9 protein-coding genes and 1 tRNA gene are annotated in these 14,117 nt (G+C 53.4%); 5 read left to right on the forward strand and 5 right to left on the reverse strand.

What is annotated here, in order from left to right; genetic code table 11:
• Positions 1-27 precede the first annotated feature (27 nt).
• The 3 genes from O146_RS0104010 to putP all read right to left on the reverse strand — a co-directional run bounded on the left by O146_RS0104010 (position 28) and on the right by putP (position 3,139).
• Positions 28-501 (reverse strand): hypothetical protein, encoded by a 474-nt coding sequence (locus tag O146_RS0104010; RefSeq protein ID WP_027017728.1) that lies wholly within the window; start codon positions 499-501, stop codon positions 28-30.
• 68 nt (positions 502-569) lie between these two features.
• The gene (locus O146_RS0104015) at positions 570-1,364 is read right to left on the reverse strand and encodes a GmrSD restriction endonuclease domain-containing protein (protein ID WP_051619242.1); all 795 of its coding nucleotides are present in this window, start codon (positions 1,362-1,364) and stop codon (positions 570-572) included.
• Positions 1,365-1,567: 203 nt separating this feature from the next.
• Positions 1,568-3,139, reverse strand: coding sequence for a sodium/proline symporter PutP (gene putP / locus O146_RS0104020; protein WP_021353066.1), 1,572 nt, complete (start codon positions 3,137-3,139; stop codon positions 1,568-1,570).
• Between the two features lie 373 nt (positions 3,140-3,512).
• On the opposite strand from putP, the gene O146_RS0104025 reads away from it, so the two are divergent.
• The 5 genes from O146_RS0104025 to O146_RS11070 all read left to right on the forward strand — a co-directional run bounded on the left by O146_RS0104025 (position 3,513) and on the right by O146_RS11070 (position 12,228).
• Complete coding sequence (locus O146_RS0104025) at positions 3,513-6,617, forward strand: DEAD/DEAH box helicase (RefSeq protein ID WP_023019662.1); 3,105 nt, start codon at positions 3,513-3,515, stop codon at positions 6,615-6,617.
• Between the two features lie 2 nt (positions 6,618-6,619).
• Positions 6,620-7,492, forward strand: a complete 873-nt coding sequence (locus tag O146_RS0104030; protein WP_023019661.1) for an SWIM zinc finger family protein — start codon at positions 6,620-6,622, stop codon at positions 7,490-7,492.
• A gap of 29 nt (positions 7,493-7,521) precedes the next feature.
• On the forward strand, positions 7,522-8,712 hold the full coding sequence (locus tag O146_RS0104035) for a metallophosphoesterase family protein (protein ID WP_027017731.1): 1,191 nt from the start codon (positions 7,522-7,524) through the stop codon (positions 8,710-8,712).
• The gene (locus tag O146_RS11065; RefSeq protein WP_035000541.1) at positions 8,709-11,618 is read left to right on the forward strand and encodes an AAA family ATPase; all 2,910 of its coding nucleotides are present in this window, start codon (positions 8,709-8,711) and stop codon (positions 11,616-11,618) included. The genes O146_RS0104035 and O146_RS11065 overlap by 4 nt, the downstream gene beginning before the upstream one ends.
• Positions 11,619-11,706: 88 nt before the next feature.
• Complete coding sequence (locus O146_RS11070; protein WP_035000577.1) at positions 11,707-12,228, forward strand: MarR family winged helix-turn-helix transcriptional regulator; 522 nt, start codon at positions 11,707-11,709, stop codon at positions 12,226-12,228.
• A gap of 89 nt (positions 12,229-12,317) precedes the next feature.
• Here O146_RS11070 and O146_RS0104055 read toward each other — a convergent pair.
• Positions 12,318-12,391 (reverse strand) — tRNA-Arg (locus tag O146_RS0104055).
• A gap of 97 nt (positions 12,392-12,488) precedes the next feature.
• Positions 12,489-14,105 (reverse strand): alpha/beta fold hydrolase, encoded by a 1,617-nt coding sequence (locus tag O146_RS0104060; RefSeq protein ID WP_027017732.1) that lies wholly within the window; start codon positions 14,103-14,105, stop codon positions 12,489-12,491.
• Positions 14,106-14,117: the final 12 nt, after the last annotated feature.

Genomic DNA, 14,117 nt, shown 5'->3' on the forward strand with positions numbered 1-14,117 from the left:
CTACGGGAATTCTGGGATCTGTTTGACTTATACGAACATCAGAACCAGAACCACAATCCAGATGAGATTAAAGATTCCGGCGTACATAGATAGTTGTTTCTTCACCTGAGACCAGCTAGCGATCTTGTCTTCTTCTGGTGAGGCCTCGCTTTCTGGAAGCATCCCCAATGCTCCCAAGGCGGTGCGTTGGCGTGGAAGAATGACCACGAGCAAGATAACCCAAGCGATAATTGCCAATAAAATCGATGCGTGGAATTTACCTTGGGTGCCATAGGTTTCCATATCGCTAAGGAAAACTACGAGACCCAACAGCGGAACAAGCGCGGACAGGAAGCCGTAGGTTTTGGTGATCCGGTAGAGGACTGAAGCCGCACCTTTTGCGGTAGCGGTACCGGATTTGGCTTCTTGGATTTGTGCAGGGAATGCAGAAGTAGCAACCATTAACGGGCCGATAAACAGTACCGCCGCGACTATGTGCAGAATAATCAAAAAACTTGTCATGGACTATCCCTTTCGGTAAGGAAATTAGTGGGGGCAAAAACTCCGCATGCCACTCTACCAGCGCATAGTTAGCCAGCGAAGAGACCGAAGAGTCGGCACGCCTTATTCATTCGCTTAACGTCTGGTTCGGGAATCGATAGCTCATAGAGCACTGCGATATATGCAACCCTGCGAGCGTACCAGCAATGTGCTGAGACGTCAGATGGCATCCATTCGTTTGGTAGGGAGTCTGATTTTTCTCGGTTTGCACTTGCATCGGTAGGAACCAAGTTCCGGTAATCGTTTGCAAAATCTTGGCGACGGGTCTGTTCCCAGGAATGTGCCCCTAAGTCCCAAGCCGCGGAAAGCGGGAAAATATGGTCAATATCTACGTGGCGCGCTGAATCTACAATCGAAATTGAGCCACCGGCATATTCATCCCAAATCTCGATATTCTTTATCTTGCAGGATTCTGGTTCTGCGGGCTGTGGTAGTTCATTGGAGTGACGGCGATATTCTTCAGAACGTGGCTGCATATTCGATGCAAGAAGCACGGCTTCTCGCGTCGAGCAGGCTCCTTGTTGTCCCCAACCACGGCCGAAGCGGTCCCGTTCGTATCCTGGAATTTTTTGCCTTTGTGGTGTCGTTATTAATTGGTTCTCTAACTCCTGCCACTCAGGGAGCATGAGGGCGTTGTCATACGTCGTGGGGTTTAGTTTGGACCATGCACCCATCACCAATGCAGTTATGGTTGCTATGGATAAAAGCAGCAAAAATGCACGGTAGATCAGCGTGCCTACCGAATGTGATCTGTCAGATTTAGCCGATGGTTTTTCCGGCTCTGCGGTCTTCGTGCGAGTCAGCGGCATCAGTTGAGCGGTCATAAGCGATTGGACGGCAAAGATTGCGCTAAAGTTCCATGCTCCACTAAGCCAACCGATATCGCCTAATTTGCGAACAGTTTCCGTACGACCATAAAAATAGCCTTTGGGCGAGATGTTGCTCGCCCAAAGGCTATCGATGTCTTATATTCCCGCAGCCGTAGGATCTCGTGCCACGAGAATAATCGGAGGTGGAAAAGAAGAAGTTACTTCTTAACCTCTTGTGCTGCCTCGTCGAAATCTACGTCTTCGTTCTCGGTAGCAATGTCAGTCAATTTGGAAGCCTGATCGAACTGCTTCTTGACCTTTGTCTCTGGTTCCTTGGTTGCCAAGGTGACCAGTACCAGCACAATTACCGAGGCGGCGAAGCCTGGCACGATTTCGTAGATGATGTCGGAGAACCATACGCCCCAGACAACCGAGACGATTGCACCGGTGGCCATACCGGCGATAGCACCAGGAGCATTTAGGCGCTTCCAGTACAGGGAGAACAGCACGACTGGACCGAATGCGGAACCGAATCCTGCCCAGGCGAATCCAACCAAGCCGAGGATGGAATCGCTTGGGTTCACTGCCAGAATTCCTGCAAGAACGGCAACGGCAACAACGCAAGTGCGGGACAGGTTGATCAGGACCTGCTCGTTTGGCTTGCGCTTGGCGAACATCTTGTAGAGGTCCTCGATGAGAGAGGAGGACACCGCTAGTAGCTGAGAGGACATGGTGGACATGATCGCTGCCAGAACTGCAGTCAGGACCAAGCCTGCTGGCAATGGGTGGAACATTACCCGTGCCATGTCCAAGAATACGGTCTCGAAGGAATCCTGATCGGTGATGGAGTTACCGGTCTGGGTGAAGAAGACAGTAGCGACCAAGGCTACGAATACTGCGCCAATGACGCAGAGCAGCATCCAGCCGATACCCCAGAAACGGCCGGCGCGGGCGTCGGTGGAGTTACGCAGAGCCATGAAACGCACGATGATGTGTGGCTGGCCGAAGTAACCCAAGCCCCAAGCGAAGTTACCGACGATGGCTGCCACGGCTGCAGCAGAACCAACGTTGAACAAGTTAAAGAATTCGGGGTTTGCTTCAACAACGCCGTCGGTGGCGTAGTTGTTGTTTGCTGCGAAGCTAAAGATATCGGAGCCGTTGTCCAAAGAAACGAACGCCATGACCGGAACGATCATCAGGGACAGGAACATGATGATGCCCTGAACGGTGTCGGTGTAGGAAACCGCTAAGAATCCACCAATAAAGGTGTAGGCAACCGTGATGGCAGCCACGATCAGCAGGCCTAGCAGGTAGTCACCATCAAATGTTGACTCGAAATAGCGGCCGCCGGCGACCATGCCAGACGAAACGTAGAAGGTAAAGAAGAAGATGATAACCGCTGCGGACAGAACACGCAGGACACGGGATTTATCTGCTAGGCGGTTTTCGAAGAAGGAAGGAACCGTAATCGAGTCATCGGCGATCTCGGAATAAGCACGCAGTCGTGGGGCGACAACCTTCCAGTTGACCCATGCACCAATCGTGAGGCCGATGGCGATCCACAGCTCAACCATGCCGGATGCGAACAAAGCGCCCGGAAGTCCCATGAGCAACCATCCGGACATGTCCGATGCGCCAGCGGATAAGGCGGCCACGAACGGTGGTAGGCCACGGCCGGCGAGGACGTAGTCGTCGTATTGATCTGTTTGTTTATAGCTCCAGTAGCCAATCGCGAGCATCCCGAACATGTAGATGATGATCGCGATGACAAACCAGGTTGATTCTGTCACCGTTACTCCTAATAAATAGACATCTGACGTACTGTAAAATACGTGTTTCTTGTACACGGCCTGGCGTTAGTCGGCCAGGCAAGAGTTTTTGTCGAGCTCTGCTTACCACTGAAAACCTGGCAGCCTCCTGCGTGGTCAAGCCACCGCGAGCACCTTGTCGGTGGTCACTGTTGTTGACGTGCACAGCAAAACGCCTGGTTTTTGTGGACCAATGCCTTACCGTAGTGAGAATTCGCAGCTCACCCAAATGTTAGCTGCGTCAAACTCAGAGAAATATCAGGATTTTTAGGCTCTTAGCAGGGAACACTGACAAAAGTAACAGAATAATAACAATTGGATTCTGTCGCGATTACGAACTGGTAGTCTGTCCATTATGTCTTCGTTCCTTCTGCATGGTCTATGGCTGCCTGTTTCTGGCTTGAGTTTATGGATCGAGAGGGTAGAAGGACGGAAAATTGTCCTACCGGAGCAGGTCCCAGCTGGTACTTTTCCTCCGATCGTGGAGTCTTTGTTGCAGCGGCGGAGCTTCCGTAATCGTGCGCGAATATCCTTGCGCACCCCCAAGGGCAAAGACGTCTCGCTTATGGTTCCGATGGGGCTTTTTGCCCCAGAAGATTCTGTGAAAATCCTGAGTGAACTCGAGTTTCTTGACAGCGCATCCCCTGCGGCAACCGAATCTCAGCGCAATGCGATCGCTCCGGATTTATATTGGCTTATTCGTATGTATACGGGGCTGACGAAATTCGTTCAGGCTGGGCGAGTCACTATACGGTTGAGTTATCAAGCAGGTGAATGGTTCCCGCAGTGGCACCTTGCTACCGGATTGTCAGAACGTGGCTGGCTTAGCGAAATGATTGCTGCATGTCCGGGTATTTTGACGGTAAATAACCGTGATCTTTCCGATGAGCTGTCCCACCACCTGGTGCATTGGATAACCATTGCGCAGTTACAGTCATTAGCTAGCGAACCCCGCCCTTATCCATGGCATGATTTTTCGCAAGCTCTGTTGAAAGGTCAACCTATCCGGCGGGGTAAAGGAGCGCTTTTACGTGGTCTAAACGACTGGAACGACTCGATTACTTCTGTTGATTTGCAATTAGTCGTGATTGTGAATGAACCGCCAGATGAACCGGATGCGCAGTGGCCTATCCGAGTGCAAGTTCGTTCCGGAACAGATTCTCCACAGCCCATTCGTACAGACCAGCTCGACCACTCGAGCGTCGAGTTGCTTCGTAAATCGCACCTGGAAGCAATCCGGGTGTCGCCGATGTTGGAACCAAACCTGGACCCGGTAGAGCGCATGCGTCGTCGGCACGACGATGCTAATGCAGGTGATTGGGATGTCTACGTCGATACCGAAGATGTTGTGGACTTCGTGAGTTCAGACATTACTGATCTTCGTACAGCGGGGTTTACTGTCATGCTGCCACGTGCCTGGTCGCAGCTCGAAACCACCGCCAAACTAGAAACTCGCGAGGTCAATGAGAAAGCAACCCAATCGCAACTGGGCATGGATAAGCTCGTGCAATACAACTGGCGGCTTTCCATCGGCGACCAGGAACTGAGCGACGACGAAATGTCGGAATTGGTGAACTCGAAATCCGGCTTGATCAAGTTACGCGGTAACTGGGTTATGGCAGATACGCAGGCCCTCAACCGCATCAGTAGCTATATGGATCAGCTGTCGGAAACTGCCACGAAGCGCGCGAAAAAGCGGATGGAAAAAGCCGCACGCTTAGCGGAGATGGCACGCTTGGCGGATTCCCCCGACGCTGACGAACTGGCGGCAGAAGCCGAAAGATTGCGACAGGCCTATAACGACGCTGTCAAGAACAACGCAGGTGCCGCCCATGCAGATGGCGCACCAGGCAATGGGGGTTTTAGTGCCCAGGAAGTGACCGTCGGTGATCTCCGCGAGCTGGCGCTACAGTCGATGGCCGATGAGCCCATCGAATTTACCGGATCGAACTGGCACGCTAGCCTGCTCGGAGGCATGGAAACACCAGCACCCCAGAGGGTAGAGATCCCAGATACCGTGCATGCGCAGTTGCGTGATTATCAGCGCCGCGGCGTGGATTGGATGTACTGGATGTCGCGCAACAACCTGGGGGCTGTGCTTGCCGACGACATGGGCTTAGGAAAGACACTGCAACTGTTGTCTTTGACTGCGATCGAAAAACACCGCGAACAATCGACTGGTCCCACACTCGTCGTGGCGCCGACCTCAGTGGTAGGAAACTGGGCCCGGGAGGCAGCGAAATTCGTACCTAGCCTGCGAATCTTGGTGCACCACGGCAGCCAGCGTGCCACTGGTGATGAGTTTGTTCGTGTGGCGACAGAACGTGATCTCGTTATTACCTCGTATGGCACTGTGAGTCGCGATTTTTCTGCTCTGGGACGCATAGAATGGGATCGCGTAGTGCTAGATGAGGCGCAGGCTATTAAAAACTCGTCGACGCGTGCGTCGAAAAGCGTGCGTTCTTTGCCTTCTCGCCATCGCATTGCTTTGACGGGTACCCCGGTAGAAAACCGCCTGTCCGAGATGCGTTCCATTGTCGATTTCACCAATCCGGGTGTGCTGGGCTCGGCAAGCTTTTTCCGACACCACTTCGCGAAACCAATTGAACGCGATAATGATGAGGCATTAACGGATCGGTTACGACGTTTGACAGCACCGTTTATTCTCCGGCGACTGAAGACAGATCCCGCCATCATCGATGATCTTCCGGAAAAAACAGAGGAAGTGCTCACCGTCACGTTGAGCGATGAACAGGCTGCCCTGTACAAAGCTCTAGTTGATGACGTACAACGCCAGCTCGAGACCAAAGATAAAGGCATGGCGCGCCGGGGCATGGTGTTGGCCAGTCTGACGCGGATGAAACAGATTTGTAATCATCCGGCACATTACTTAGGCGATGGCTCACCAGTGACGCTGAAAGGCCAACATCGCTCAGGAAAAATTGAGAAACTCATGGAGCTGGTGGATCACGCCGTGCAGTCTGGCCAGCGCATGCTGGTATTCACGCAATACCGGGCATTTGGGGAGATTCTGCAGCCATATTTGAGCGAGCAACTCGGAGAAAGCGTGCCTTTTTTGCACGGCGGCGTTCCGCAACAAAAGCGCGACCGGCTAGTGAGTGATTTCCAGGCAGACGACGGTCCGGCCGTGATGATTCTGTCGTTGAAAGCAGGCGGGACCGGCTTGAATCTCACTGCGGCCTCGATGGTTGTGCACATGGACCGGTGGTGGAATCCGGCGGTGGAAAACCAAGCGACTGACAGGGCTTTCCGCATTGGCCAGCAGAAGAATGTGGCGGTGTATAAGATGATCAGCGCTGGGACGATGGAGGAATCCATTCAGGATATTCTTGACGGAAAGACACATTTGGCAGGCGCCATCGTGGGTGAAGGTGAAGGCTGGATTACTGAATTGGACCCACAACAATTGGCAGAATTAATGAGTTACCGTGAGCAATAGCTATGAATGATAAGCGTAGGCAGAATGGGGTACCCAAGGGTGTGAAAGACTCTGAATCGGATTCCGGGTCGGATAATGTCATTTATGCGAACTTTGGGGCACGAAAGCGGGTAGAAAAAGCCCCTGATTTGCATGAGACCGTCCGACAAATGCAACGCTCACGCCCATTGCAGGGATCTGCTGGCTTGGAGCTACGTCGGATGATCCTAGAGAATGCGGATAACGGACGCTATCAGCGTGGTATCGATTACGCCCGCAGCGGTCATGTAGTGGAGATCGATATTCACAACGGTGCTGCGCATGGCAAGGTAGCCGGCTCACAGAATCAACCGTTTTCGGTGCTTATCCAACTCCCGCCGCGGTCGGTTTCTGAATTGAACTCCGTAGGGCGGATGTTGGCCGAAACTTCCGGGGCGATGGAGCGAGTTCGTGCCGGTGAGCTTGCCGACGACGTCCTGGCAGTGCTGCTGGCAGAAGATGATAGTGATATTCGCTGTTATTGCGATTGTCCCGACAGTGCGTGGATCTGTAAACACCTGGTCGCATTTGCCGAGGAGCTGGGCGGAAAATTGGACGCCGATCCGGCAGCCGTTTTTCATCTGCGCGGAATCTCACTGCGGCAACTCGAAGAGATGATCGCTGCCTCTGCACAGGACGTCGCCCGCAAAGCCACCGAAGATGGTGCAGAAACTTTTTGGAGTGGCAGGGAATTACCAGCCGTGCCCAGCCCAAAGATCGCCCCTGCGCTGGATGATTCAGACCCAGACCTTCTGCGCAAAGCATTGCGCGCGGTTAGCCACACCAATATTGATTTGCTGCGTGCCGTATCCGATATCGAAGATATGTACCATCATTTAACGCACAGGAAGCAGTAATGTGAGACGGCTGTGTTAACAATGTAGTTGTGAAGCATTCGAGCACAGATCAGACCGTCACTTTCCTCCACACTTCCGATTTCCAGTTGGGTATGCATCGACGTTTCCTTGACGGCGATGCAGGCGCACGCTTTGAAGAATCACGTCTGTTAGCGATTGAAAAATTAGGTGAGCTTGCTCAGCAAGAAGGCTGCGCGTTCATCCTTGTTGCAGGTGACGTCTTCGACGATAATTCCTTAGAGCGACGGACATTAGATCGCGCATTAGAGACGATGCAATCGCTACCGGTGCCGGTGTATTTGCTTCCCGGAAACCATGATCCACTCGTGGCGGATTCCATCTTTTTCAGTGCACGGGAATTGTCCAATATTCACGTCATCGATAACAACACGCCACAGGAAGTAGCAGATGGTGTCGAACTCGTTGGCGCTCCCTTGCTGGTGAAAAGCCCGGACCATGATTTGGTAGCTGCCGCACTAGAGGGGCTGAAACCAACAAATGCCATCCGCGTGATGGTGGGCCACGGGCAGGTGGAATCGTATGGCGATGAGATCAAGCCCGATTTGATTGATCTGAATTGTGTGGAAACAGCTTTAGAGTCAGGGACTATCGATTATCTCGCTCTTGGTGATACCCATTCCACGGCGTCACTGGGCACCACCGGAAAAGTATGGTTCTCCGGGGCACCAGAAACAACGGATTTTCATAAACTAACGGACTGGGGTTTTCCCACAGACGGCGGAGAAACCGATTCTGGGAACGTGTTGGTCGTCAGTATCACCAAGCCCGCCACACACTCCGTGCAGCAAGCAGCAGTAAGCGTCGTCAAGCACACTATTGGCCAGTGGCAATTTCACGCACTTCAACCCGAACTCGATGATGCCGCTACCGTTGATGGGTTTCTGAACTACCTGCACAGTTACGCCAACAAGCGACGCACGGTGGTGAAATATTATCTGCGCGGTGCGTTGAGCTTGACCGATACCATGCGGTTGGAGCGTGAGTTAGCGGAGCTTCGCCCTAGCTTCGGGGCACTGTATGAATCGCGGTCGTCGCAGGGGCTGAATCTCCAGCCAGAAGCAGATGAGCTAGAAAATCTCGACGTTAGTGGCTATGCCCGGGCTGCGCTTGAAGAGTTGTTGAATGATGCTGACCACGACGATGCCGCGCGTGACGGCGCACACTTACTATTCCGATTGACGAAGGAGGCGCGCCGATGATGCGTATACACTCACTCAACCTGCACAATGTCCGAGGAATTAGCCAGCTGGAGCTTTCTGAGTTACCCGAGACAGGCGTCGTCGTGATTCATGGTGATAATGAGGCGGGAAAATCCACCATCATGGACGCCATCGACGCGTGCCTGAATTATAAGTATTCGGGGTTTCCGAAGGATATTAAGTCTCTCGTTCCTGCCGACGGCTCCGGATGGCCAGAGATACGGCTTGACCTGTCGATTGGTCCGTACCGCATGGAAATCTACAAACAATTTTCCAGCTCGGCCGCGAGCAAAAAATGCGAGCTGAAATTCCAAAGCCCGAAAAAAGCAAGTTTGCGCGGTGATGAAGCCGAAAACGAGTTCCGCGTGATCATCAGTGAATATCTTGATACCGACCTGTTGGATGCATTGTTTGTCCGACAAGGAAAACTACACCATTCGCTCGCCGCAGCCGGCATCCCTAGCGTGGAAAGCTCATTGCAATCCGGGCATGTATGGTATGAAGGCAACGGCTCCGTGAATACGACGGCCCAGGACATAGCAGGCACAGCAATCGAGATCCCAGAAAACGTTGACTTTTCTCCTGTGTCAGGCACGAGCACGGAACAAGCGCAGGAAGAATCACGGCTGCTTGCGGCCGTCAATGCAGAATACGCACGTTATTACACTGCAAAGACCGGTAAGCCTGCGAAAGAGTTGAAAGCTGCAGAAGAAGAACTCAACGCTGCTCAATCCCGTTATGACGAGGCAAAAAAGCAACTCGACCACGTAGCTGGATACGTTGCAGAATACGAAGAACTCAGTGAACGTGAAAAACTCGCCGCGGGCGAAATCCCCGATGCAGAGCACGAATATGCCAATTCGGAAGCTGCGAAGCAGAATGCGGAAACAGTACAGCAACGGCTGAGCGACGCTGTGGAATCGGTACGGCAAGCAATGCAGCAGAAAAATTCGCAATTAGAGCTATTAGAAGCCCGTACTGCTCTGATCGACGAACTTAAGCAGGAGCAATCGCGCCGGGACGAACTGTCAGAGCAGCTGCAGCAGGCAGAAGAAGCGGCAAGGCAAGAAGCAGTAATCATTGACCAGCTGCAGGATACGAAAAACAAGGCTGATGCAAAATACCGAGCGCAACGGGATCGGCACAAGGCAGTCCGTGTGGCCTCGAGCAAACTACGCAACGCACAGCGGGCACAGGAACTGCGTCACTTACTAGACCAGGTAGAGGGGATTGATACAAAGATCGGGGAAGCTCGTGCGGAGCTGGCGGCTCTACCCGCGTATATAGATCGGTCTGCATGGCAACGTCTGCGCCAAGCTCATGATGATGTGGTGGTTGAACAAAAGCTTGCCGACGCCCATGCTGCGCGACTGGAACTGTGTGCAGGTTCTCCAACTACGGTCACTGTCGTAGATGACACCGGTAGCCGCGAAATTTCTCTCGGGTCGCCTGTGCTGAGCGGGGCCGGAGAACATGACGAGCAAGCTACCGAAAAATTCCAGCCGGAACACAGCCTTGCGCTTTCCGACGGCATGTCGGTGCAGTTCGGCGATATTACTGCGATCTATCGCAGTGCACAGCGGGAACAGGAAGACACCCAGTCCGCGCTATCTGCACTGGAACAGGCTCGGGCACATTTAGACGAACTATTGCGTGAATTCCAGTGTTCTGATCTGGAGAGTGCAGAAAAGATTTATACCACGTGCGATGCGCTTGATGGAGAAATCACTGCTTTGCGGAACCGGCGAGCTGGTGTCGTAGGTGATAAGGATATCGACGATGTGGTCCAAGAGCTTGCCGGGTTAGATCAGTATGCCAATGATGGTGGAGTCGCGGATTCGGGTACTGAACCTGGCACCGAAATTGCCACCGAAACGAGTGCGGACCAGCTAGCAGGATTGACTGTTGATGAGATTGCAACAGAACTGAGTACTGCCGAAGCAGCTGAAGAACAGGCCCGTGAAGAATTGGAAGACGCAGCAAATAAGCTTGCAGTTTATGATGGTCGGCCTGCCGAAACGGAGGCGATGCGTGTGCGTGAACGCTACGGTCTAGCCACTGAGCGCGTTGTTAACGCTAAAGAAAAAGTTTCGGTGAGTGCGGATTCTGCTTCGATGGAGAAGCTGCGTGAAAATGTTGAACTTGCGAATATGCATTGGCAGCAAGCGATCAACGAACGGGAAGCTGCACAAGCCGCTGCCGATGATGCTGATGTTTCCATGGCCATGCGGAACTGGGAGGGTGCAAAAGCCCATCTTGTTCAGTTACAAAGGACCATACGCGAAGCCGAGAATCGTAAACTAGCCCTAACCTCGCACATCGAGGCCGCTACCGGCGCGGCGGAGCGGCTACACAAGGCCGAGGCGCAGCTGGAGAACCGAAAAGCTGACTATGCAGTCGTCGAACGACGGGCCCACGCTGCAGCCCGCCTGCGGGAGACGTTAATCCGGCATAGGGATGCTGCACGCCAGCGATACATGGAACCATTTGCCCGTGAACTTGAGCGTTTCGCCCGCGTGGTTTTTGATCAATCTGTCAGTTTCGAATTAGATGAAAGCCTCGCGATTTCTCAGCGCATCATTGGTGATGAGGCTTTAGAGACTGAGCATCTATCTGGCGGAGCCCAGGAGCAATTGGCGTTGTTGGTTCGTTTTGCGGTTGCTGCATTGACTGCTCACGGCCAGCAGGGCAGTACTGCTGAAGGTGAGCTGCCAATAATTCCTGTGCCGGTTATGGTCGACGATGCGCTGGGATCGACTGATGCACGACGGCTCCGGCTTATGGCGACGTTATTTAGTGAAATTGCCCGACAGACTCAGGTATTCGTGTTGACGTGTATGCCGGAACGCTATTCCCGGGTGGTGGGCGCCCAGCGCTATTCGATGCGTGAATTGACCGCCGGTTAGTTCATTAAGCACGCATCTGAATAACCAGCAGGATAGTGATCAATCCGGTGAAATCTGACTTGTCAACAAAATTCGTTAGTATATGGTCATGGCGGAACCAGTACGTTGGCTTGATGATCATGAACAAGACCTGTGGCGTAGCATCTTGCAGGCAAACCGTAAGATCAATCGCGTTTTAGACGAGACACTGCTGAATGCTAGCGGATTGTCGACTGCGGAATACGGGGTGCTTGTCGTTCTTTCGGAAGCGCCTAATCACTGCCTGCGCTTGTGCGCACTATGCGATGAATTGGTGTGGGACCGATCCAGAACTTCGCACCAGATCACGCGTATGGAAAAGCGGGGATTGCTACGTAAAGAACGCTTCAGCGGTGACGGCCGCGGCGTCAGCGTGGTGCTCACCGATGACGGTATGCAGCGGCTGCAAAAAGCAGTGCCTGATCACGTGGAGTCGGTGCGCAGGTTGATTTTCGATCATTTAGATGAGGACGATAAACCAAGCATTCAACGCTTTATGAATGCCGTGCTCGCGGTGGACAATATCCCTGGATACGAAGCAGCCGATGGGTGTCCGCCGTCTGCATCGTCTGCTCCCGGGCCGGATAATTAACAGGCTTATGTGCGAGAGAAAATGAGCTAAACGACGAAAGTCTCGAGACACCGTTGAAAACAGCAACGATGTCTCGAGACAATACAGTGTGCCCCCGAAAGGGTTCGAACCTTCGACCTTCGGTACCGGAAACCGACGCTCTAATCCGCTGAGCTACGGGGGCAATCCCGCGGAATTTACCGCGACCTAAATACTAACATCTCGTCTCTCATTGGCAATAATTAGCAGGTCGCGGGTGTTTCTGGGAAAAATAGGGCTGGTTATTGCTCGAAGTAGCCCGGTGCATCGGACTGCTGTGGGGTTTTGCCGGTCCGAAGGTAGTCTACGACGATATCGTCGACGACTTTGTTGCTGTTGCCCACGTGACCGTGGCCTGGGCCATGGACGGTGAGAACGTGCGCGTTCATGACGTCGGCAAGAGCTTTGTGGTCAGCGTAGACGGTTTGTGGGTCTCCAGTGGCACTGACCTGAAGCGGTTGCACGGCAAGTTCGGCGCCATCCAAGTGAGCCACTCCGGTAATCGGTGCCGCACCGTTGCACGTGTGGCCAGCCGCCAAGCTGTAAGAATTGGCAGTAGGAATATCACTGACGACATAGTTTGCCCACAGGTATTCCGGCAGCAACGCAGGGTTCGTTGGCGTCGTGTTTTCATTGCAGACTAATAACTGCTGCGTCGCAATCGTGGCAACTTGCGCTTGTTGGATCTTCGCAATTTCTTCATCACTGAGTTCGGTAGGCTGTTCCAGTTCAGCAAACATATCCTCGCTGCCATTGATTTGTTTCGCGAGCTTGTCCCACTGGCGTGGTTGCGGAACCAACTGGTGGGTGACGATAGCGGTCAAGGATTGATCGAGGCTGGCGCCAGGGGCGAGTGCGGAACGCGTTAAATGTTCCAGCTGGGCAGAACCCTGACTCGTGGCATTGATAATTTCTGTGCCAATTTCCCCGGACCATTCCAATCCTGCTGGTAGGTCACCAATTCGGGCAGCTGGGGGCAGATTGGTGGGGTTTACTCCGGATTCTTCCAAAACCTTGTGCGACCATGAATTATAGGCGGCTAGCGGGGTGGTGCCGAGACCATAAATGTCATTGCGGTCAGCCACATAGGTGAAAAAATCTGCGTAGGCGTTGTCGTATCCCCGTTTTTGTTGCGTGAGTACACCACCCCACGAAGCATAGGGGTTCATGGCGGAATCGAGGATTAACCGATCTGTATGTTGTGGGTACGCGCTTGCGTAGGCAGATCCCAAGTAGGTGCCGTAGGACAGGCCTAGGATCGAGATTTCGTCGTATCCCAGCGCCTGGCGTACCCACTCCCAATCATGCGCGGTGTTCTGCGTGGTCAAGGAATCGGTGTATCCCGGTGTGGAATTCTCGCAGGCATCTTTCCAGAATCCGCCAGGGCGGGTGATGGGATTATTGGCAATGATATCTCGGGGTTCATCGCAGCGCACTGGCGTAGAACCCGGTAGGCCGCGTGGCTGGACGACGATACGGTCCCACTCTTGGGTGATGCCATCAGGCCATTCGAACATGTCACCTGCGAAGTAAGAATAACCGTCTCCGCCAGGTCCGCCCGGGTTGCCGAATAATGCGCCGCGCGAGCTTCCAGAAGCTTTCTGCCGGACAAAGCCGACGGAGATGCTGCCAGCTTCTGGGGTGTCGTGGTAGGTAGGAACGTCGATGCGGCCACATTCTGCATTGTCGTCGGTAACCTGCGCGGGGCAGTCTTCCCAGGTAATCTCTGCATTGCGGGCGGGGTGTTGTGCGATGCCGGCGTGTGCTGTTAAAGGTTGGAACAACGCAACGGAAGCGCCCAGGCAAGCAACGCTGGCGATAGTGGTACGGCTCCGTTGAAAAAATGGTGTCGATCGCACTCGCAAGTCCTT

Source organism: Corynebacterium pseudodiphtheriticum DSM 44287, assembly GCF_000688415.1.
GTDB classification, from domain to species: domain Bacteria; phylum Actinomycetota; class Actinomycetes; order Mycobacteriales; family Mycobacteriaceae; genus Corynebacterium; species Corynebacterium pseudodiphtheriticum.